The sequence below is a fragment of the Gottfriedia acidiceleris genome (assembly GCF_023115465.1).
Taxonomy (GTDB): domain Bacteria; phylum Bacillota; class Bacilli; order Bacillales; family Bacillaceae_G; genus Gottfriedia; species Gottfriedia acidiceleris_B.
The window spans coordinates 2765714-2789587 of sequence record NZ_CP096034.1; the positions used below are offsets into that span (position 1 = coordinate 2765714).

General features: G+C 34.5%; 15 protein-coding genes and 1 pseudogene. 2 read left to right on the forward strand and 14 right to left on the reverse strand.

All coding sequences use genetic code 11. The features are described 5' to 3' along the window. Positions 1-190 precede the first annotated feature (190 nt). Positions 191-958, forward strand: a complete 768-nt coding sequence (locus MY490_RS13185; protein ID WP_248266133.1) for a divergent polysaccharide deacetylase family protein — start codon at positions 191-193, stop codon at positions 956-958. A gap of 35 nt (positions 959-993) precedes the next feature. On the opposite strand, the gene MY490_RS13190 is transcribed toward MY490_RS13185, so the two are convergent. The 11 genes and pseudogenes from MY490_RS13190 to MY490_RS13240 form a co-directional block, all read right to left on the reverse strand. After that, a complete protein-coding gene (locus tag MY490_RS13190; RefSeq protein ID WP_248266134.1) occupies positions 994-1545 on the reverse strand; it encodes an AAA family ATPase in 552 nt (183 codons plus the stop codon). A 164-nt stretch (positions 1546-1709) separates the two neighbouring features. Next, on the reverse strand, positions 1710-2081 hold the full coding sequence (locus MY490_RS13195; RefSeq protein ID WP_248266135.1) for an iron chaperone: 372 nt from the start codon (positions 2079-2081) through the stop codon (positions 1710-1712). Between the two features lie 159 nt (positions 2082-2240). Further along, the gene (locus MY490_RS13200) at positions 2241-2516 is read right to left on the reverse strand and encodes a DUF4190 domain-containing protein (RefSeq protein ID WP_248266136.1); all 276 of its coding nucleotides are present in this window, start codon (positions 2514-2516) and stop codon (positions 2241-2243) included. Between the two features lie 664 nt (positions 2517-3180). Continuing rightward, positions 3181-3900 carry a metallophosphoesterase family protein gene (locus MY490_RS13205; protein ID WP_248266137.1) on the reverse strand — a complete coding sequence of 240 codons (720 nt, stop codon included), beginning with the start codon at positions 3898-3900 and terminating at the stop codon, positions 3181-3183. A 265-nt stretch (positions 3901-4165) separates the two neighbouring features. Continuing rightward, positions 4166-5341, reverse strand: coding sequence for a M48 family metallopeptidase (locus MY490_RS13210; protein WP_248266138.1), 1176 nt, complete (start codon positions 5339-5341; stop codon positions 4166-4168). A 378-nt stretch (positions 5342-5719) separates the two neighbouring features. After that, positions 5720-6598, reverse strand: a complete 879-nt coding sequence (locus tag MY490_RS13215; RefSeq protein WP_248266139.1) for an alkaline phosphatase family protein — start codon at positions 6596-6598, stop codon at positions 5720-5722. Positions 6599-6836: 238 nt separating this feature from the next. Continuing rightward, the gene (locus MY490_RS13220; RefSeq protein ID WP_432707078.1) at positions 6837-8087 is read right to left on the reverse strand and encodes an alkaline phosphatase; all 1251 of its coding nucleotides are present in this window, start codon (positions 8085-8087) and stop codon (positions 6837-6839) included. A 633-nt stretch (positions 8088-8720) separates the two neighbouring features. Next, on the reverse strand, positions 8721-9326 hold the full coding sequence (locus tag MY490_RS13225) for a TasA family protein (protein ID WP_248266141.1): 606 nt from the start codon (positions 9324-9326) through the stop codon (positions 8721-8723). Positions 9327-9351: 25 nt separating this feature from the next. Further along, complete coding sequence (locus tag MY490_RS13230) at positions 9352-9894, reverse strand: signal peptidase I (protein ID WP_248266142.1); 543 nt, start codon at positions 9892-9894, stop codon at positions 9352-9354. Between the two features lie 70 nt (positions 9895-9964). Continuing rightward, complete coding sequence (locus MY490_RS13235; protein WP_248266143.1) at positions 9965-14134, reverse strand: S8 family serine peptidase; 4170 nt, start codon at positions 14132-14134, stop codon at positions 9965-9967. 791 nt (positions 14135-14925) lie between these two features. Further along, a pseudogene (locus MY490_RS13240) lies at positions 14926-15474 on the reverse strand (SpoVR family protein); the annotation flags it as partial. 573 nt (positions 15475-16047) lie between these two features. On the opposite strand from MY490_RS13240, the gene MY490_RS13245 reads away from it, so the two are divergent. Further along, positions 16048-20205, forward strand: a complete 4158-nt coding sequence (locus tag MY490_RS13245) for a S8 family serine peptidase (protein ID WP_248266144.1) — start codon at positions 16048-16050, stop codon at positions 20203-20205. 391 nt (positions 20206-20596) lie between these two features. Here the strand turns inward: MY490_RS13245 and MY490_RS13250 are convergent, their stop codons facing one another. From MY490_RS13250 to MY490_RS13260, 3 genes are all read right to left on the reverse strand, one after another. Further along, complete coding sequence (locus MY490_RS13250) at positions 20597-21259, reverse strand: DUF2642 domain-containing protein (RefSeq protein WP_248266145.1); 663 nt, start codon at positions 21257-21259, stop codon at positions 20597-20599. Between the two features lie 36 nt (positions 21260-21295). Beyond that, the gene (locus MY490_RS13255) at positions 21296-22651 is read right to left on the reverse strand and encodes an arsenic transporter (protein ID WP_248266146.1); all 1356 of its coding nucleotides are present in this window, start codon (positions 22649-22651) and stop codon (positions 21296-21298) included. Between the two features lie 402 nt (positions 22652-23053). Next, positions 23054-23719, reverse strand: coding sequence for a DUF2642 domain-containing protein (locus tag MY490_RS13260; RefSeq protein ID WP_248266147.1), 666 nt, complete (start codon positions 23717-23719; stop codon positions 23054-23056). Positions 23720-23874 lie beyond the last annotated feature (155 nt).

Below are 23874 nucleotides of genomic sequence, written 5' to 3' on the forward strand. Positions count from 1 at the left end.
AATAAGTGAGCAGCAATAGACTACTTTCTACTTTTAATTTTATTTGAATATCTATTTATTAAATTGATTACAAAATTACATACTTGTTGTATTTAAACATTTTAGTTTCTTTTCAAATTTTTACGGTTATTTTCTTTATAATCACAGAAAATAGTAGAGCATAGTAATTAATGGAAAAGGAGATTTACCGATGAAGCTTTGGATTACTTCTATTTTCTCTATATTAGTAGCTCTATCTATCACCTGCTCTTCAGCATTTGCTGAGCCTAATCATAAGCTTGCTATAGTGATTGATGATTTTGGTAATAACATGAAAGGAACGGAGCAAATGCTTTCACTACCGATCCCATTAACAGTTGCAGTAATGCCTTTTTTACCTTCTACTAAAAAGGATGCAACTGTAGCTCACTCTAAGGGCTATGAAGTAATCGTTCATTTACCAATGGAACCAAGGAAAGGGAAAGAAAGTTGGTTAGGCCCAAATGCGATTAAGACCAACTTAAGTGATGACGAAATTCGAAGAAGAGTTCTAGCAGCTATTGATGATGTCCCATACGCAATAGGAATAAATAATCATATGGGTTCAAAAGCAACTTCCGATGAGAGAGTAATGCGCGTTGTCTTAACAGCATGTAAAGAAAGGGGCCTATTTTTTTTCGATAGTAAAACGAATTATCGGAGCGTAGTTACTAAAATTGCAGATGAGATAGGCGTGCCGGTCATTGAAAACAAGTTATTTTTCGATGATTTATACACCTATAAACATATAGAAAAGCAAACTCGATTACTATTAGAAAAAGTAAAAGTCGAACCAACTATGATTGCGATTGGACATGTAGGAGAACCCGGCGAAATTACCTCAAATGTAATAAAGGAATACATACCTAAAATTAAAGAAGAAGCTAAATTTGTATTTTTATCGGAATTAGTAGAAAACCTTCCAATTCCACTACATTAAGAGCTTGCTACTATATACAAAAAAATTAGGAACCGCTATTTTGCGATTCCTATATTTTTTGATCTGTGTTCGTTAAAATAATCTTCAACTTCATTTAAATTATTAACGACCAATATTTTATCATTGTAATCTTTAAACTTTTTAAAAAATATTGGTTTCCCCACTTCTTCAAAATACTTATTCCATTTAAACATTCTGAAGAATATTTTAAGTGTCGGTTTATAATTCGACTTCTCTAATTTAAGTTTTTGTAAGAAATATCTTTTTATGATTCGGTAAGTTCTAACAGAATAGCTAGTATTTAAAAAAATAATCAACTCTGCATTTTGAAAACTATTACCTACCCACTCTTCATTATGAACACCTTCAATAATCCATGTATCCGAACGAGTGAGTGTATCTATATAGTATTCTTTTTCTTGTTCGGAACGCCTGATATCTTTCTGTCCCTTTTGCCTTTTCCATACAACATTATCTAACTCATAATAAGGTATATTTAGTTTTTTGGACATCTGCCTTGCTAATGTCGTCTTTCCACTTCCAACTGAACCAATGATATGTATTTTTTTTGGAAGGCTATTTTTCACTTAAATCACCACTTATCTTAAAACATTGATTCTATAATATTCGATTTAGTACTTAATATGACCTTGTTACTTTTTAAATCTTTCTGAATAAAAAATAGGAGCTGCTCTAGTCAGTTCCTATTTTTATTTATTGGTTCTGCTATTAAATTAAATTGAAAGTATCTTTATTTGCGCCAAAAAGTCGTATATTCCGCTTTATCTTGAATATTGAACTCAATCATTTTTTCAAGTAATTCATAATTAACTGGGACTTTCCAAGAAATACGAAACAAACCTTTTGTAGCACTATAGCCAGCATTTGCAATTTCATCGGCAAATTGAACAATACCCTTTTCTTCAGGTGAAACGCTTATATGTTGCTTTGCATTTGAAATGCCAATGATGAATGTGCCATGATTGGAAAACATCGGCGTATTCCATTTAATTTGTGGCTCTAGATTAGGAAATTTATTCGAAATCCAATCCAAAATTTCTGCAGTCCGCTCACGGTGGTCTGGATGATCAATACCTGCTAAATATTCTGCAAAAACTTCCATGTCCGTCCTCCTCAATCAAAAATTATGTAGATACGTTAGACTTTAATATAAACTATATACATTTAGATCTAAACAGTCAAAGTTGCTCACTATTTTTCATAATAAAAAACTATTTCTCTACTTTTTTTCATACGAAAACCTTTGTTTTATTTGTTCTTATTAAAAAGTCATATTATCATTCATTGAAAAAAAAGTAATAATTCCTAAAACTAAAATGATAATCAAAATTGTCTGGATGCTTATTCCAACAATACTGCAAACTCTTCCGGATATTGCTAAACCTTTCCCTTTTTCATTCGTGCAATTAATTTCTGCAATACTCTTTCGAGAAATAAATAAACCTATTATACCAAGTATAAAGCCAATATAAGGAATGATGATTGATAAAACGCCTAAAGTTAATGAAGATATTGATTTACTGTTTGTTGTTACCACTACTATTTCCCCCATGAATTTAAACATAAAATTTAATATAAATAACAAAATTCTAATTTCTAAATAAAAATATAATTACCATCCTATTATTTATAATTCAATTATAATATTACACTAACAACTTCTTTTTGTAATTTGGGTTATTTCTGACCTTTTTTATAAAAAGTATTATAAATTTCAATAAAAATATAAGATTGAAATAATGAGGTATTGTTTTAAAAGGAATAATGACAGATTGGAATCAATTTAAAAGTTGAAAATATTTTAAAAAAATCAAGAAGGAAATAGTTGGATTGAGTCCATATTCTGGAGAAAACCTGAATAAAATGAGGAAGATTACTTCACAAATGTAACTCAAGCCAAGAATCATTTAAAGAGTATACAACAAAAAAAGGATCGAAATAATTTCCATCCTTAAATGTTATCTCTTTTTCTTTAACCTAATCAGTTTTCGGTACAATTGGAGCTACTTTTGAAAGTTTTTTTACTTAAATCGTTTAAAAGATATACCCCTCTAAACAAAGTTCCAACTAAAATTCCGAAACCTAAAATTATACCGACTTCTCCTAACATCAAAAGAATATGGCTAAAATTTTTTAAAAAAGCAGTTCTAATAAAAAAAACAGTGGAAAGGTACAATTTCCCACTGTTTATAATTTTTAGATTATGAATTTCTGTACTTAGCGAACATTATTTCGTCATGATATTTATCTAGATCCGGCAATTTTAAATCTTCAGCAATCATAAGTTCAGCTTCTTTATTATATTCCACCCTTACAAATTGGATTGAATTTGTTGAATAGGACCCATCAAGAATCGCATATGACGCTGAAGTTAAATCAAGGGAATTTCCAACACTTCCTACATTGCATAAAATTCCGTTTTTGAAAGTTTCCATAAAAGTAGTATGTATATCTCCATAAAAGATGATATCAGGATTCTTATCATTTTTATTTGAATTTGTTATCTCACTATTTTCAAACATACTTAACCGTTTTTCTATTGGATGGAAAGGTAGAATCCTCTCAAATTCACTCCTTGGTGAAGCGTGAAAAAACCTGATTAATTGTCCATTTAATTCAAGGTCAATATGAAATGGTAAAGAAGCTAGAAATTGAAAGTCTTCTTCTGTTAATCGATCTCTAAACCATTGAATAAAATCATTTTCTGCAGGTGACTGAATAAATACATCCCAATTGCCACGGACTACTTTTTCGCAATTTTTTTGAACGAGCTCTATACACGCTGAGCCTTGAGGCCCTTTACCAATTAAATCACCTAAGCAAAAAATCCTCTCAATTTCTCTTGAGCGAATGTCTTTTAAGACTGCTTCTAACGCAGTTTTATTTCCGTGGATATCTGAAATAATTGCTATTTTTGTCATGATGCTACCTCCTGTTCTCAAACATTTGCATTTTACATCAAAGCCCCAATCTAATTATGCCTTATAAACTAGCAAACATTTATACGTTTTGAAAATGTTAAAGGGAACTACTCATAATTGTTATCTATAAAATATTCAATTTAAAAGAATATTTATCCTTCCTTATTATGTTACCACAAAAGAAAAAAGGAGCTATTTTTAGCTCCTAGTTTTTACGAGTTGTTCAATAAAATTTTAAATTTAATTCTAGTAGAGCTATGAATCATCAGAAATGAATAGCATTGTCATTTAGATAATAATTATAATGTTTTGTCATACTTACTTCTAAATAATCAAACGAATTTAGTAACTCTAATGCTTTTTCTTTGTTATCATATATCGTATCAACACTCGGTAAATTTACTATCCTGTTGCTCAATGTAGGATGTGTAGCGTATTCTGCTTCATGATCACTTAAAGCTTTACCTAAAGACTCTTCTATTTGCTTATTGTAAGTTTCAATATGCTCACGGTAATAGCTAAAATAATTTTCAAATTGAAAACCATGAACAATTTTCTCGGTCATTTGTTCATCAATTAATCGATTAAAAACATTACCATGACCTATTAATTTGGATAATGCCTCTTTAAAAATTTCATTTCCACACATTTTTGATGCAATATAATCGGCTCTGTACTCCATTTCTCTAGAAATTTTCATATTATACTTGTGAAAAAATTTAAGATAATACTCCATCAGTACTTTTGGTAATATCATTGGAATCGATATAAATATTGGACGACGACGACCATTGTAATTAAATAAGGATGTTATATAGTCTAAATACTTATTTGCACCTTTATAGACTGGCGAAACAAACCTATTGAAAACTAAATCTCTACCCGTAAAATGTGAAAGTTCATGGGCAATAATTGCACGTAGTTCATTTACCGTTAATACATGAAGTAAAGGATAACTAATTGATAATATTCTACCTTTTGCATTTCCATTAAAGACATTAATTTTGCCTTCAGACACAAAAAAATTTGATTTCACATGCAAAATGATTGCGTCTGGCATTTGTGAACCCATTTTTCCAGAAAGTTCAGAAATTAAATCACGCAGTTTTGGATGATCATGGGGATTAATTAAAATAGCCGGCTCAAATTGTTTATTTTTAAAAAACATAGAAATAATTGCAATAAAACAACTCACCACACCAAATATCATTCCAAAAAAAGGTAAAGCATCGAGTAAAATTAATCCAAAATATGCAAATCCTAATTCACCTAAAAATTTACCTACAAAATAATGAATGATAAAGATTAAGCCACTTCCAACAAATAGGATTAATCCAGTTGTAAATAAAACCATAAGATAAAACCCTGGGACAAATAAAAGAGATGCAAAGATTTTCTTTTTTGATACATTTGGTTCACATTTGATACTATTTTCTGACAACAGATCACTTCCTTTTTATAAAAAGTTCATAAATACTGTCTAACTTTTAAATACTAGATTTATTTAGTTTATCTGCTTCTCTGTTATGCTTTTACTAGGGGATATTTCAGCGTTTTTTATGATTATTCCTCGCTCCTCTCTCATTATGAATATAAAATTCTACATTTTTCTACAAATCCCTTTTTTAAAATTTTGTCAACTTTTTTACAATTATTCTATCCACTCAATTTTTAGTACAAAAAAACATTTCACAATTAAAAATGGAATGCTTCTTATGGTTTATTTTTTAAGCCCATTACTTGTTAAATAGCTTCCTAGATAAAAGTGTTCCTGTTAATAGTTCTGTTCTGTCTACATCATCAATTAATAAACCACTAATTATTTCCATATATTTTTAATAGTTTTAACAGTTCTATTTGTCCCTGCATGTTTTAATCCGTAAATATCCTCTATTGTATGTAAAAGATTAAAATGGTTTAAATTTTTGTTATATTGTCCTTTTTTTACCATGGGTCCGACAAAAACGGTGGAAATTTTGTTATTATGTGAAAAGTCATCTTCATCCCATGTTACAATTAACAAACTATTATTCTTTTTAGCCCATTTGACATAAGCACTAATTTGTTTTTTTAACCACTGATCTCCTTGTTTAATTGTTCCGTCGTGCATGTCATTTTGGAGATTTGGGATGATAAACGAAACAGTTGGCAGTTTACTAAAGTTTGTTGGGAATTTTTCTAATGGTTGATTTGCTTTTTTTGAGACATTTGTAAAATTAGTCCAGGGATTGTGTTTGCGTGCATAATCTTTGTTGTATTCTCCATTAAAGCCTATAGAAGGCAAATCTTCAGAATAACCGGCAAATGTTAGTTTTTTTTCATTAAGCTCACTTGCTAAATTATCTGTTGAGAATTTTGTTTTTGGTAAACCATCGTCAGTAACACCTTGATTTGAACCAGAGAACAAGTCCAAATAATTCGGCTGGCTAGGGTGTTCTATTGCATGATAGTTAATTAAATTTGCACCTTGGTTCATTAGTGAATTAATATAAGGTGCAGAAAGATTCCCCATAATCTGCTGTTTCGCATGATTCTCCTCAATTACTACTACAATGTGATCAATTTTTGGAACTCCCGATTCTGATAGCGAATTGAAATTAAATAAATTAAACGTATTTTGTTTTTTAGTAGTAATCTGTAAACAAACAATTAAAACAAAACAGATTAAATAAAGTACTATAGCCCATTTTCTTCTCAACATAACACTACCTTTTCTTAATTATTTTATTGTTTTAATGTAATTAAATTATCTTTAGCATAATTATTTCTTCCGTTTTTTTCATAAAACATTAATTCTCTTTGTATATGTCATTACCCTTCTTGGATTTATTTCTTTCATTTAGTAAAGAATGATGATCTTCTTTTTGATGTTAAGCTTGCTGGGCACTCAAAAAAAAACATCCCATTAGATAAATTGGAATGTTTTTCAACAGAAATTATTTTTTTAAATCCATTGCTTGTTTAATAGCCTCATAGATATAAGTGTTTTCATATGTTCCTGATAATCGTTCCGCTCCTGCACCAATTGCTGTTAAAGGAACAGATACACCACCGTGTCCACTTGTTGTCCAGTCAATCATGAATTGATTGCTACTGTTTGCCACATTAAATGGCCCGTCTTCTTTAGAGATTCCATCGCCTGACTCATCTTTTGTGTCCACATCTTCAATTGATAAGCCGCCACATTCATGGTCTGCTACTACTAGAACAAGAGTATCAGGGTGATTCTTTGCGTATTCTTTAGCTACAGAGACTGATTTATCTAGTTCTTGACCAGCTTTAATCATTTTTTCAGCATTGTTCTCATGAGACATTTCGTCTGTACCCTCTTCTTCAACCATTAAGAAAAAACCTTTTTTATTATCCGATAAAGTATCGATCGCTTTTTTTGTCATGTCAGGAAGAGATACTACTGGATCATAAAGATCACCTTTTCCCTCTTCTCTTTGTTCAAACATTTCTTCATTTGCAAAAAGACCTAACAACTTACCATTTTTCGCATTTTGTAGCTCATTTGCATTCGTCACGTAATTGTAGCCAAGCTTTTTCGCTTCCTCAACAAGATTTCCTTGTGTTCCTTTACTTTGTTCAGAAGAGTCCTTTGCTGGGTGATCTTCGTAGCTTCCAGCATTTCCTGCAGGATACCAAAAGTCCTCTCCTCCACCTAATAGCACATCGACTTTGCTGTTTTCAAGATACTGCTTAGCAATGTCACTTTGTTTTGAACGATCTGTTACATGAGCACCAAATGCTGCTGGAGTTGCATCCGTAATCTGGCTAGTTGTGACTAAACCAGTTGATTTCCCAGCTTCTTTCGCCATTTCTAATACTGTTTTTACTGACTTTTTGTTTGCATCAACACCAATTGCCCCATTATACGTTTTTACCCCTGACGCCATAGCAGTAGCCGCAGCAGCCGAATCTGTTATGGCAGTAGTTGAGCTAGTATGTACCAATCCTGCGTATGGCATATCATCCATTGCTAGTTTACCAGTTTGTCCAACAGTAGCCAGTCGGATCGCCTCACGGTGTGCAGCCCCCATTCCGTCTCCAACAAAAACAATTACATTTTTAGCCTTTCCTTGTTTGTCATTATCGGATTCTTTTGCATCTACAAAATGATTAAATCCCAATGTTGTTGCAGTTGCAATTGTTAATGCAGTACTAATAATCGTTTTCTTGTTCACCATAAATAACACTCCCTATTGATTATTTCTTACTTTCAATATATAGGAAGAGTATTTAGGAACTGTTTAGATACTGTAAATATGGTATAAATTTGTATGAACATTTTGTAATCTTTTTAAAGTGGTTCGATTATTAAATTTGTTCCTTTTTAATATTTGAATTGAAATAAATATCTTTTAACAGAGGAAAATAAAAAACCAATCAAATTGTAGATTCTTTTTTCTATTAAACTATGATCTTCTAGATTTCTTAAAAATTCTATTTATTAGTACAAATATTGCAACTAGAATAATTAAGACTAAACCAGGAAAAACGAAATTAAGCATTTTAGACCAACTTTTCGGGTAGTAGTGTTTTATATGATTCGCTACAGTTCTACTTTTCACCTTTATTTCTATTCCAGACAATCTGGTGGTTTGAACTAGTCCTATAAGGCCAAATTAAAAGCCACCAGTCTATCCTGGTTTAACCAGATTAATCCCTGTCCAAATGTAGTGCATTAGATGTATTTTCCATTTGGTCTTCAAGTGATAATGTTCTTCTTGTTGTGCAAATATTATATACAACACAAGAACCGTCCCTTTGACAAAAAAACATCCCGCCTAAGCATTTTGCGGGATGTTCTTAAACTATTATTTTTTTGGAAATTCTGCATTAGGATCTGTTTGCTTAGCTTGGACCTTAAAGCTGACTTTTAAGGCAACTCCTTGCATTTTGTTGTCTGCACTTTCTTTTAAACGTAATTTTAAATCGATCTCGATTTTGTCGTTTACTTTTAAGCGGTCTGAATCATCCTCTCCCTTACCCGGAAGCAGGTTATCTAATGTCGTCTGCAGATCATCAAGGTCGATCCAGTCAATGTCCGATACGGTCTCGCCGTTATACAGCATTGTCGGTTGAACTTCATAATTACTCAACAGCTTATCAAGCGATACGCCAGCTGGTGCATTGTCAATCGTAAAATGGACTTTACCACGGATAAACATATCATAGTCGCCTGTATTCTTAATCACGATCGGTGACATTTCGCTTATTTGGGAAGGCGCAAGCTTATCAGGCGAGAACGTCAATTGCTGCTCATTTTGTCCGTTATTTATCTCAAACGTTCCGTTTTGGACCGTTCCGCTAGCGGTCATTTGCGCGGTAAACCATGAATAGGTTCCGTATCCGGCCCCAACCACTAAAGAACCTGCCAATGCGGTTCCGATTAATGCTTTTTTTACTTTACTCATTTTCATTTCGGTATTCCTGCCTTTCTAGTTTTTAATGCTGAACGTTCGTTTCATTTTGATTTCCAAAAATGCCGAGACGCTGAAAGATTTCGAGTATTACCACTAACAAGAGCGGCAGTACAATCAAAAGAAAAAAACCAAACCAGCTGGAGAAAAATTTGGAAATATATCCAACACTCGGGATGGAGAAGGTTTCTACCCCCAAAATATCTTCCTTAGCCACGTAGCCATCATCTTCTAGATTGTTGGCGTCACCCTTGGTTACAAAGAGAGGTTTTCCGTCCTTCATTGTCATTCTCACAATTCGGTGTGTGATGAATGTGCCATCTGTTCTTTTATAGGTCACAACATCGTTTACTTGCAGTTCCCGATTCACCTTGATCAACACCAAATCGCCCGCTTGGAAGGTCGGCTTCATACTGTTAGACAGTACAATTAACGGCTTGTAACCGAGAACGCTTGGAACTTTTTCCACATTCCCCTTTGACTTTGCAAAGAAATAAATGACGGTCCCTGATCCGATGACGAGCATCATGACTAGGAGGAGAGAGAACCATTTCCATACTTTCTTCATGCTTTCAACACCTATCTTTAGTCATAATCTGCCGGCAGCGCCAATCAAAATCGCCACCGGCCTATGGTTGTTAAAGTCCTAATTCTTTCTTAATATCAGCAATTGTTTTTCCGTCGATTTTCTTAACAGGCGCCGGTGCATTATCTACGGTCGGGTTCTGCAGAGCGAAGTTCTCTTCGACATAGCCGAAATCTTTTTCATCAATGACACCGTCAAAGTTGATATCGGCACCACGGTTGTAATTTCCGTCGACTGCATGCGCCCCGAAGCTATCCTGAATGGCAATGGCATCCTTAATGTCGATAACGTTGTCTTTATTGACGTCTCCGGCAGTGGCATTCTCGATATCATTAGGGTAGCTTAACGTTTTCCAGTCACCGTAGTCCACCCCGTCTAGTGTTCGATATTCATTAAAGGTGCTATACATAGTGAAATGTCCTGGTAGATCTTGGATAAAGGTTAAATCGTCACGCGTGACTGGAAGTCCGTTAATCGTAAACCCACCGAACTTGTTGTTAATAGTCCCTGCATACGTGTTTCCTTCACTGTCGACCACCGATACTTTCGCACCAAATTTCGTATAGTCACGCGAAACAAGATTTCCTTTCGCATCCAGGAGTTCTTCTGGGCGGATCATCCCATAGACAGATGAGAAATTCGGCAAAATCCCAGTAGGAGGAACCCAACTGTAAGGTCTAGTCACCGTTCCGCTCACACTTGTAAATGTCGAGGATACCGCGTTCGTCATGCTCGATGAATCTGTATAATCGGGCGTATTTGGAATTTGAATCGTGACATCGACCATCGGTATGTTGCCATTTACGCCAGTTGTCGGGTCAAAATTAACCGTGACATTGTTGGTTACCTGGGTAGATGATGGCGATTTCGTGTACGTAAGCGTTGCGCCGAGTGCTGCTGCTGCCGGATTTAAGGACACATTGGTTACGACTGTGTCGACGTTTCTTGTGATAAAGCGGTAGGCCGCTGTTTTTAAGTTCTTTACATGGTTGGCTGTTATCGTATAAGTGATGGTATCGCCTTTATGGGTGAAGACATAACTCCCGCGCATTGGCACATTCGGCTTCCCATATACATAGGTGTAGTTGTTCGGAACAATGAAGTAGCGTTTTCGGCCGAACGTGTTACCTGCATGGTCAATTCCTTCCAGTTCGAAATCAACTAAATTTCCATTTGGATCCGTACTGACTTGGCTTTGATAGTTTCCTTTTGAATCTAAGTTATAAATTCCGGTTGGACCTTGTAAGCTGTTATAGAAATAGTAAAGATAGTTTTTGGACTGGTCGACCTTTTGACCTGAAATCCCATTGTCATGGACAAAAGCGTTAAACGGAATTGATTTCGTTCCCGGCTCATACTCCACAAACGGATTGTTCGGCTGTTCTCCCTCTAGATGAGTATCGAATGCATCCGGCATCGTGTTGTCGATATTTATCTCGGCGGTTGGTGAAACAAACGCCTTTCCTGTATCATTGAATCCAATCATCTGTAACTTATAATGACCTTCCTTCGCATTGAAAAACTTGGCTGAGAGCGGGTTGTCGTCATCGCCAGTAAACGGATAGTACGTTCCGTCAAATCCAGTGCTATACTGGACGCCTTCATTGATCAGCATTCCGTCCCCGTAGTTTGTGACCCCGAGCTCATTACCCTCATTGTCAGTGATGATCTCGTAAACGTATCTCATATGCGACTTTAAGGTGAAGTGGCCATATACGGTTGGGTCAAAGACTAGCGTGCTAAGATGATTGCGTGCCGTTGTGGTGCTATCATAATCAAAGAAGTAACTTTGGATTCCCTCTTCTACATAATGCACGGCAAATGGAACACGGTAAGTTTCCGTTTTATTGCCGCGGTTAGTGTACGTGATATATCCTTCGTAAATCCCTTTTTGAGCTTTTTTCGGAATATAAAGACTCGCTTTACCATTAAACTTGCTGTTTGCATTCATTTTAACAGTCGATGGCGTCATCAGTTTCACTCCATTTTTACTAGCATCGAGCGAACCTCTTACCCCGTTTTGGAAAGTAACTTTGACGTCAAACGTCTTTGTTTTGCTTCCGTTGTTTTGAATGGTATAACTGCGCGTACTTAACATGTCTTTTCCAGCAAAGGACAGATTTCCGAAGTTCATTGCACCTGTCTTTTCATTGATTTTCGATAGGTCTCCTTTTGATGTTAACGTCGGCGTTGTTTCTTTCACTTGAAATTCCATTGTAGAGTGGATTGCTTTGTACGGATCAACGCGCCCTGCTCCTTGTTCAAAAACGCTATATGTTCCATTTAACGGATCTGCTGTATTCATTAAAATCGTTTTAATATCTTCTGGATTAAGATTTGGCTTTGCCTGCAATAGAAGCGCTGCAATACCGGTTACATTCGGCGTTGCCATGCTCGTTCCGCTCATCCGCTCATATGCGGTGCTGTAATCGGACGGATTGTCAGGTGTATGCACAAATCCTGGCACAGTCGAAAGTACATTTACGCCTGGTGCAGTCACTTCCGGCTTGATGTCATATGTCGTTCGAGATGGACCACGGGAGCTGAACGACGCTAAGTTATCTCCTGATGTCTTATAAGAACTTAAATTGGCAAAAGAAAATTGCGTCATACCAGATGCGATTTTCGCCTTTAAAGCAAGGCCGTCTGAGTTGGTCAAGTTAAACGCTGGTATAAAATCGGTCCCTTCACCCAAATAAAATGGCATATACCCTTCTGTCGAGTTGTTGTTCCAAATCAGGATTGCCACTGCGCCTTTTAGTTTCGCCTGAAGGATTTTATCGTTAATGCTTTGATTGTTTCCGCGTTGAACAAGAGCCACTTTTCCTGCTACATTTATGTTCAGGTAATCATTTACTGCTCCGTAATTTGGAACCGCTACGATTGGTAGTGTCTTTCCTTGGAAACTTGCGAAATCGTCATTCCACCCTTTTGCTAGTCCGCGCATAGTAGAACTCACGCTGTCCAAATTCCCTTTCATAGTCGGGATCACCTGTGGCACATCACTTGCACCAACGGTCAAAGCAAGTTGCGCATTTCCTGGTGAACCCAAGGTATACATGCCGTCTCCTGTATTTCCTGCTGCAATAACAGCCGTTACACCAGTTAGGACTGCGTTGTTGATTGCGATGCTTGTTGGATAAAACGGGTCATTGTAGTTTGCCCCGAGAGACAAGTTCATGACGTCTACACCGTCTGCGACCGCCTTGTCTATTCCTGCCATTACACTTTCGTCACTGCCACTTCCACCAGGACCCAGCACACGGTACACATAGAGACTTGCATCCGGTGCAATTCCGTTTGTTGCATAAGGGCTGTTGTTTTTCCCTTGACCGACAATTGTTCCAGAAACGTGTGTGCCGTGTTCGGTTTCGTAATCACTTGCTTTTAGAGTCGTCGTTGGATTCACTTTTTTATAATTTAGGTAATCCTGATAAGTGGTTTCCATTGGATTAGAATCGTTGTCCACGAAATCATATCCACTTTTAAACGCCGCTTTGATGTCCGGGTGGTTATAATCTACGCCTGTGTCGATGACTGCTATTTTTACACCTTTTCCAGTGTAGCCTTCTTTATGTAGTTTGTTGATATTAAGGAAGGCGTTCTCTGCTGCCATTCCTTGTCCCTGCGGATCGCTTGATGGCATCGCATCCTTGATTTTTACAGGTGGATCCGCCATGATTTTGTTGTTGCTGTATATCGCTTGAACGGCTTTTGATTTCATGATTTCCTGAATTTTGTTTGCCGGTAAAGTCAGCGCCACACCATTAAAGGCATATTTATATTCGCGCTTCAATTTATAAGTGCCATCTTGTTTTTGTTTAAATACCTCTGCTAAATCCTGTTTGAATAGTTCATGGTCACCATTGGCCTTGCTTTTTGCTTGGGCACTCGTCAAATTTCTTCCATTTACTGCTGCCTCCAGCACTGCAGTCTTTTCCGGCTTATTTTTAAACTGGACGATGACAGAAACATTTGCTGTACTTGCGAGTTTGACTTTTGGGTCTAAAAACAGACCGGATTGGTCATTAGCTGTTAACTTTTGCAGGGCTTGTCTTTGTGCTGCCGTCAACTTGGATAGGATCTGCACCGCTGTCGGATTAGTTTCAGCATGCACGGGAGTTGGCGAAGATGGATTGAAAGCAGATAGGCCGCTTGTAACCAAGCCTGCCCCAAGCGCTAAGGTTGTCGCTTTTTTTATTATTTTCTTTTTCTTGTCCATTTTTTTACGTCCTCTCTATTTCCTAACTATGTATAAATTGATATTTCTTTAATATGAAAATTTCATGTTAGTTACTTAATTTCACATTTAAATCCTCTGAATTCTTTTTCTACGTTAGGATTTTCCGTGCAAATTAATAGTTTGATAACATAGAATATTCAGAAATATCAACCTGTACATAGTATAGTCCTTTGCTGATGTTCTTGTATATTGGGGAAATTCTATCTCTTTTTTATTATATTTTTAAACAAGATTCTACAAGAACAGAACATTTTAATGTTGTATTTTATCTAATGCGGTAGAACGAATAGGGATTATGTTGTAATTTATCACGGAATTCAGAAAAATTTTTCGCTGAATTTGGGGGATTTTTGATAATCGTTACACTTGATAAACTATGTGCTCGTTCTTTTCTTGATCGCTCATATTCCGATTATGTTTGCTAGATGTGTTTTTCCTACACAACTTGTACTTAAGCTTTGTAGAAGGAGACCAACAATATCGGTAAAGAAAAATCTACATAGAACCAGTCTATAGACAAATTAAGCACTATCGAGGATTTAAGAGTTTTGAATTAAGTAGCCTATCTCCAAAAACTACGCTTTGGATTTGTGTTGGCCATAATCTAAAAAATGGTAATTCAATTACAAGAAACAGATGAAAATAAGGAAAAGTTGAGAAGATTTCATTCGGTTAGAAAACAAAGAATTCCTAAAAAAACTTCAAAAATTATAGTGAAATGAAAAACTGACTCAAAAAAGTCTTTTTTCAACGACCTTTTAAGTCAGCTTCTAACTATATTTCAGAAGAATATTCTTCTCATCATAACTAAATACTGTACTTATTCTCAATTTTCGTCTCTAAATGAACTCCTCTACCCCGCAACTGATGAATATAAGGCATTACCTTCCCCACACACTACACATCAAGTTTCATATTTTCATAGAAATGTTTGAAATAAAGCTCAATATTTTTTAATAGTCACCTTCTTATAGAACGATGTATGGAAATCCTCCATTTACCCTGCTGACAATAACTGATCCCTTACTTTTTCCCATGCCTTATCAGTGACTTTATATTCCTTACTTTGTCGTTGGAATAAATACAATCTTCCCGCATGACGAGTTCTTTAGGTAAGTAGTTTGGAATAAATGAACTACCGGACTCAAACTCTCGTACTTTAAACATCTTTTCTCGTCCGTTGCCAGGTTTAACGCTTTATCTTTCATTTCTTTTTTTGGATTATTATATTGCTCTTCAACATCTTTAAACATTCTTAGTCCTAAATAATACGGGTTAATGCTTGTTTTCGATGGCTGAACTAGGTCTGTGTTAAATCTACATTTATTCCTTTATACAGCTCTTCATAATTCAATACTTGTAACAATCTCTTCCAAAATAATATTTGTTTTTGCTTTCAGCCGTCTAAAAATACTTCTTAAGTCATAGCTCACCATTTAAAATATGAAAAACTAAGTCGAATTACTCAATTTCATTTCTTATACGTAATCTCAATTTCATTTTCCTACGTTAATACCAGATATTCCCCCGAATTCGATGTCGAATAATCCGCAAAAAAAATACAGTGAATTCGGGGGAATTTTTATTTCTTTCATTTTTTTCTACAAAATGTAACAGAATCTAAGTGTTTCGGCATGAAATTTTAAGAAAATACAAACCATTTTTTAATATATTTCCCCCAATATATTTTAAAGCCATGTCTAAATATAATATTAATTGTTAGATGATTCGGAATATTTAGTTTTAAATAATTTGAAACTCTTACGACAGTTATCTTCATCTTTCAAAGTTCATTCCGTGTATGAAATGTGAAGGATCGTAACTCGGACGAAAACAACACATTTTTACAAATATATTAATCATTAAATATTGTATGAAAAGGGAGAGGTTTTATGGGGAATAGTAGAAACAAAAAAATTATGAAAGTCATGTCGGTCGGGGCATTATCAACAAGTATTCTAGCAACATGTTTTATACCCGGACAGACATCTTTTGCAGTGACAGATTCCAGTACTACTATTAAGGATATTGACAGTTACATAAAAAATATATCCAATGCTGATCGCGAAAGAATTCATAGTATGCAAGAGACAGACTATACAGGACTTATGATTTCACCAGATGTGAATTTAAATGAAGATACTCCATTAAATGTTATTGTTCAATTTAAACAAGCTCCTTCTGAGATTGATTACAAGGAAAAACAATCAAATGGAATTACGGCAACTCTTGATGATTCTCTGAAACTAGTAGATGAATCTCATAAAAAATTTAAGGATCAGCTAAATGGTAATTCCAAATTAAATAATTCCGCTGATATTAAACGAGAATACAAGTATGTTTTCAATGGAGTTTCAATGACTTTACCTGCTAATCAGGTAAAAGAACTATTAAACTTAGATTCTGTAAAAGCGGTATACGAAGATAAAGAAGTTTCAGTAGAACCGCTCGTAGAACAAAACGGAGAGCCTGCAAACAATTCTTCCATAAATTTAAATAATATGGAACAAATTGGTGCCAAAAAACTACATAACGAAGGGATTACTGGAAAGGGTGTAAAGGTAGGAGTCATCGATACTGGAATCGATTATACTCACCCAGACTTAAAAGATGTTTATAAAGGTGGATATGACTTTGTAAACAACGATTCAGATCCAATGGAAACAAGCTATGATGATTGGAAAAAATCTGGCCAACCAGAATTTAATCAGCTTTCGGGTGAACCATACTACACAGCTCATGGGACACACGTATCGGGTATCATTGCTGGTACTGGAAAAAATCATTCAAATTTCGCCGTAACAGGTGTTGCTCCACAAGTTGAACTTTATGGTTATAAGGTTCTTGGACCGTATGGGTCTGGTGGAGATAGTAACATTATTGCAGGGATCGATAAAGCGGTAGAAGATAAAATGGATGTTATCAACTTGTCTTTAGGAGCAGGTATAACCAACCCTCTAGACCCCATGTCAGTTGCAATTAATAATGCAACGTTAGCTGGAACAGTTTGTGTTATTGCTGCAGGTAATGGTGGAACTGGTGGAAAATATACAATTGGTAGCCCTGCTTCTTCAGCACTTGGTATAACAGTTGGTGCGAACAGCTCTCCAATCACAATTCAAACTAATAACGCAGTTGCAAATTCAGTAAATGAGACATTTAAATTAGACAATATGAGAATGATGGCTACTGATTATTCTGATATCAATACGTTAAAAGGATCTACTCTTCCAATTGTTTTTGTTGGAAAAGGAAACACATATGATTTCACTGGTAAAAATGTGAAGGATAAGATTGTACTGATGGAACGTGGGGATTTAACATTAAATGTAAAAATTAAAAATGCAAAGGCAAATGGAGCCAAAGCTGTCATAATGTTCAATAATATTCCAGGTGAGACTTATATTCCATATTATTTTGGAAACAATTTTGATTTTATCCCGACCTTTAGCATTCCAAATGATCAAGGTATAAAACTGATCAATATGTTAAATAAAGGTGCCGTTAACCTCACTATGAATGATTTTGGAACATTTGAATCAGAAGGTGATAAATTAGCTGACTTTAGTTCGAGAGGTCCAGCAAGAAGATATTATGATATTAAACCTGAAATCACTGCGCCAGGTGTTGCCGTATTTTCTTCAATTCCTGCTTACTACAACGGAGCAGCTCATAAGGATGATTATGAGCATGCATATGCAAGATTTGACGGTACTTCAATGGCTGCGCCACATGTTGCAGGCTCTGCTGCCTTGATTTTACAAGCCCATCCTGACTATACACCTCAGCAAGTTAAGTTAGCTCTAATGAATACAGCGGATGAATTAAACGGGTCTTATAGTGTATTCGAAAAGGGTTCAGGAAGAATAGATACGGACGAAGCTGTCCACACTTCTATTCAAATTGGGGTTAAGGACGAAGTAGCAACAATGGAAGATGGTCAAAAAGTTATGATTTCAGAAACATCCGGTGACTTAAGCTATGGAGCAATCGTAACGACTGATAAGGACTATAAAGACAAAAAGTCAATTGAGATTACAAACAACTCAAATAAAAACAAAGTATTTGACGTTAAAGTTAAATTCAATAAGATTCCAGGTTATGATCAAGATGCAGAAAAAAATGGCATTTCTTTGGACATGCCTTCTGAAGTCACTGCTAAAGTAAATGGCACTTCAAAAATTATGCCTAAGCTACATGTTCCAGCAACTGCTGAGTTAGGTTTATATGAAGGAACTATTTATTTTACAAATAAAGATGACAGTAATGAAGTTTATCAAATCCCATTTGGATTAAATAAAATGGAGCAAGGAATACAAGATGTATTTTTAACAACGAAAGCCTTTAATACAAGAAGAGATTTACCTTTTGCAATAAATGGAGGAACTGGAATTGCTTTCTCTCTGAAGAGCCGCATGGAGACTGTTGATATCGTATTGAAAAATGCAGATACTGGTCAAGAATTGGGGATTATTGATTCTTTCGATGATGGGTTTAATGAAGGGAAGACTTTTGGTTTGGATGCTGGATTTAATGGACTTTACTTTCCATTCACTGGAAATCCTGACCAGCCAGTTCACATTACTAAATCACTTGCTTCACCAGGCAGATACGAGATTGAAATTATTGGTACAAATGAAGATGGAAAAGTCTTTAAAAAGTCCAAACAAATCATTATTGATAATACACTACCTACGTTAAAAACAAATGTACCAGGTGGAGTATATGAAGTAGATGATACTGGATTAAAAATCAGTGGGAATATTACTGATTCTTCCATTGACCTATGGAATAAAAACGGCGAAAATATTGATCAATCTAATAATAAAGTAAATGTTACCTCTGCTACAAACCCATCTGGTAACGTACCGTTAGTTGTTGACAGTAAAGGAAACTTTGAATACACAAGAATGATTCAAGCTGGAAGAGATTTTTCAACAATGACTCTACAATCTCAGGATATTGCTACGAACGGCGTTCAAAATCATCCTGATTTTACTTACACATTGATCAGAAAAGGCCTTCCATACATGAAGTTAACGGCTGACAAAAGTAATGCAAAATATGGTGAAACAGTTAAAGTAACATTAAACGAACAAAATATTAAAAATTTCATGGGTGGCGAGTTTACTATCGCTTATCCTTATCAACTATTTGATTTCCAAAGCGCTGAGTTAAATAATGAATATGTAAATGCTGCGAAGTCCATGGGACTTACAGCCAAACTAACAGCACAAGATCTTAAAACTGATACATCAAACAACTGGGTTAAATTAGTGACAAATTTAGATGGAACTACCCCTTCATCTGGAATCAATGCAAATATGCCTATTGCCACACTTACTTTCAAAGTGAAGGATGCTCCAAGTGTCTATACAAAGTGGGTTCAACAATTTGGTTTTCAAACTGCAAAGGCAAATATTTTAGGACAACCACAAACGACAATTACCAACAAGTTTGGTAGAGGATTAAATATTATTCCAACCTATTCAATTCTTGAAGGTGGATTCTTGCCAGACGGCTTTATCCCAAGCAATCAAATTTGGTTAGATCCTAAAAAAGACTATTCAAAAGTTGGAGCAGAAGTGTATGTCATTGGTGGCACAGATGGAAAACGTTATGATGCAACAATCAATAGTGCTGCAAGATTCTCAGTAAAGAATCTGCCATTACTAGACCAATCCTATGAAATCGTTATTAAAATACCTGGCCACTTCGAAAGACATGTAAAAGTTGATGAAATGGTCGATACCTATGATGGAATGGCAGCTGGAAAATTAAAGTATTTTTACTACGCTACTATGCGAGCTGGAGATGTTAACCATGATAATGTCATCGATATACTTGATGCAGTCTACATTACTAACAAGCTTAATACAAATGACCGAGAAGCTGATATCAACTTTGATGGAGTCGTAAATGCGAAAGACCTTGATTACGTTAAGAAAAACTATTTAATGCAAAACCCTGACGCTCCTTCTGGACATATTCAGCCAGTAACAAAATATAAAGGGAAAACATTAGAAGATTTTACTGCACCATTAGGTTAAGATCAATTACAGTAAAACTACACACATCAAAAACCACCAGCATTTTGACTGGTGGTTTTTTTAATGGTAGATGTGATTTCATAAATAGAAGCAATTATCTTTCAATTCAGCGAAAGTGAATGTTTAACGATTTTAAAATTTGTAAGATTTGACACTTAGCTCACTAAACAAAATTGAAATCAAACCTATCTTCTCTTCAAACCCATTACTTTTCTCTACTAAAATACTTAATTATTAAAAAACCATCTATAGAAAGGTGGCCTCAAATTCACTTCCCATTTTAACTAAACACCATAGACTTATTCTCAGAACCACATCATTTATGATAAAGAAAACTGGAAAAAGATTGACAAGGAAGAGGATAATAAATATCTTTTTCGAAATTCATTTGCTATGGTAAGTGATATGATTTAATATGATTCAACCTCAATAAAGTGACCTCTCCACTTGCTACAATTAATTCAATGACACCATCTTCTACACTCTTGAGTATTCCAATTTTCATTGGATCAAGCCCCCCATCAAATACGACAAATTTTCCTTCTTCTTTTTTTAATTGTGTATCAAACAAGCGTGAAAATGACAAATTTGCATTTTCAGGTAATAGATTGATTTTAGAGTTATAGGGGTTGGCATTATGGCTATATGGTGTTAACCATTTTAAATGTGATAAAGGGATATACAACATTTTAAATACTGGTGAATAAAACACGATATAGTCACTTAATACGTTTATAATATTTCCATGAAATGTGATATTACCTGTAACATATATCTCTGCAAAGATCCCTTTTGCATTTGATAATATTTTACGATAAGAGATTGTTCCAATATCTTCTGCTATTGACGGTCCAGTCGGTTTATCTATTTTGTCTTTATAATTGCTGCTTAGACTAACCCTGTGAACGTGAAGCCATGGAATATAATAGTATTTTTTTCCGTTGTACAATACTAGGACGTCTCTACCATAATCTGTTAGTATTCCTTCAAAATAATTACCACCTGATAATTGTACATAAATTTTTTCTCCAACTAATGATTGTACCTCACTCACTTGCATCTCCTCTTTCTATTAGATTGTCATTGTTTATTAGGCGAAAACTAATTGCACCCAATAGTATAGTAGAAACAACGTTACGATTGTTGTTAATGGTATGACAATTAATGATACATTTAGATAATCCTTCCATTTCACCTTAATTTTATTTTGCTTTAATATGTGCATCCAAATTAGGGATGCTAAAGTACCAACTGGAAGTAATAACGATCCAATATCACTACCGATAATATTAGCTAAATAAATTGTCTTTAATGTAATTGGATCAAGCCCCATTTCTGTTAATGTAATAGTTCCAACCATTAAAGCTGGATGATTATTAAACAGATTAGATAGGATTGAAACTAAACCTCCCATGATAAAGCTTGCTTGAAATAAGCCTTGATTTACGATTGGCTCACAGAATTTTACTAAAGCTGCCGTTAAACCAGCATTATGGAGACCATAAATTATCACATACATCGAAAAAGCAAAGACTAAAATATGCCAAGGTGTCTTTTTTAAGATATCAACAGGGCTTGTCCGTAAGTGATACCATCTCCAAAGTAATAAGACGAGTGAACCTAAAACTGCTACATATTGAATCGGTATTCCTAGAAATGACGCGACGAATAATAAGCAGCGCATTAGGAAAACAAATCCTAATACCTTTAACATAAATTTAGTTCTTTTTTGTTTTGTTTCTACTGACATTTTGCCTTTTAAAGGATGAAAATTTTTCATAAAAAATGACTCTTCTATGTCATCGGTTGACACCGGCAATTGTTTTGGTAATTTGTTCCTTAATACCATATACATTAGCCATGACATAAATAACAATCCTGTACTTGCAGGGACAAACATCATAGCTGTATGCATATAAAGTGTCATATGAACAATTTTTAATGCGATTAAGTTTACGATATTACTTACACCGATTGGTGCACTTGAAGCTGTGGCAATTAATGCTCCGCTAAGAAGATATGGAATTTGTTGATGTGGTTTTAAACGTAAATTTTTTAATAGGAGAATTAAAATCGGCGTTGTAATTAAAATACTACCATCATTATTAAAAAGTAATGTCATTAAAAAGCATAAAAGCTGGATATACCAGTATAATCTGCGCCCTGACCCTTTAGCTAATCTAGCAAGTCTAGCAGCAGACCAATGGAAAAATCCAAAACTTTCTAAAATAATCGCCATGACAATCGTTGCGATAATTGTAATAGAAGCTTCACCAATTTTGTGTACAATATCGATCAAATTACTTTTTGTTACAATCCCAGTCACTAAAATGATTACTGCTCCAATTGCAGCAGGCCATGCTTCATTTATACCTTTTGGTCTCCAAAAAATGACCGCCATCGTTAATAGAAATACAGAAGCACTCATTAGAATTTCGAAATTCATAAAACTCACCTTCTTATAAAATATTTTCCAATGAAACTTGTCCATTTGTTATATTGTTATTCAAATATAACAATGATGTTTTAGATGATTTCATTATTTTATAGAAGATGGTTGTTTTACCTATATAATGCAAATGCCCCTTAAAGATAAATAACTAAGGTAACAATTGCCCATCAATCCTTATTTAAAAATCACAATAAATATCACATTAAATGGGTATTTAACTTACATTTGAAATGATCTACTCCGATTTATATTTTTTCTAATTATATAAACTAGAAATTATCTTTTATTCTGATTCATTATATTAAAATATTTTTTACTATAAGAAACCGATTAAAAAGGGAAGCTCTAAAATAAGAGCTTCCCTATCAGTTAGTGTTTCATAAAAAACCAATTCATTTAAGGCAAATGAACAGACTTAATATGGTTAAGTCTTAAATAAACTACCTCCCCACTTGCGACCGATAATTCAATTACACTATTTTCAATCGTATTCAGCAAACCAATTTTCATCGGATCATTTCCACCATCAAAAATAACTAGTTTTCCTTCTTCTTTTTTTAATTGGGATTCAAAAGAGCGCACAGGGGAGATTTTCGATGGATTTATTGGAAAGTTTGCATTATCAATTGAGTAAGGTGTTACATTTTGATGATATGGTGAGAGCCACTTTAGATGAGATAATGAGATATACATCATTTTAAATACTGGTGAATAAAAAACGATATAGTCACTTAAAACACTTGTTATATAGCCATGAAAGGTCAAATTACCCGTAACATATATTTCCGAGAAAATCCCTCTCGCATTTGTTAATACTTTTCTGTAGGAAATTGTTTCTATTTCATTTGCAATTGAAGGCTCGTTAGGAGTATCTATCTTATCTTTAATATGCTGACATAAATGTACTCGATGAACATGAATCCAAGGGATATAATAATATTTTTGACCATTATATAATACAAGTATGTCTTGTCCTGCATCAGTTAAAATACCTTCAAAAGCAATATCTCCAGATAGAAGTACAAATACTTGTCGATTTAGTAATGAATCTATATAACTCAACTTTTCTCCCCCCTTTTATAATTTAAAATAAAAACATTGTCTTTTAAAAAAACAAATATGTTCTTTCTATTAATCGTACAGTTATTTATTTCTACAATTTTACTATTATTCTTTTATTAGTTAATATATGCAGCTAAAAAATGTCTATTGTTACA

Coding starts and splice junctions, on each gene's coding strand:
- MY490_RS13185 (WP_248266133.1), top strand. CDS start 191: ATGAAGCTTTGGATTACTTCTATTTTCTCTATATTAGTAGCTCTATCT.
- MY490_RS13225 (WP_248266141.1), bottom strand. CDS start 9,326: ATGAAAATGAGTAAAGTAAAAAAAGCATTAATCGGAACCGCATTGGCA.
- MY490_RS13195 (WP_248266135.1), bottom strand. CDS start 2,081: ATGGAAGTTTTTGCAGAATATTTAGCAGGTATTGATCATCCAGACCAC.
- MY490_RS13255 (WP_248266146.1), bottom strand. CDS start 22,651: ATGAATTTCGAAATTCTAATGAGTGCTTCTGTATTTCTATTAACGATG.
- MY490_RS13245 (WP_248266144.1), top strand. CDS start 16,048: ATGGGGAATAGTAGAAACAAAAAAATTATGAAAGTCATGTCGGTCGGG.
- MY490_RS13230 (WP_248266142.1), bottom strand. CDS start 9,894: ATGAAGAAAGTATGGAAATGGTTCTCTCTCCTCCTAGTCATGATGCTC.
- MY490_RS13235 (WP_248266143.1), bottom strand. CDS start 14,134: ATGGACAAGAAAAAGAAAATAATAAAAAAAGCGACAACCTTAGCGCTT.
- MY490_RS13205 (WP_248266137.1), bottom strand. CDS start 3,900: ATGACAAAAATAGCAATTATTTCAGATATCCACGGAAATAAAACTGCG.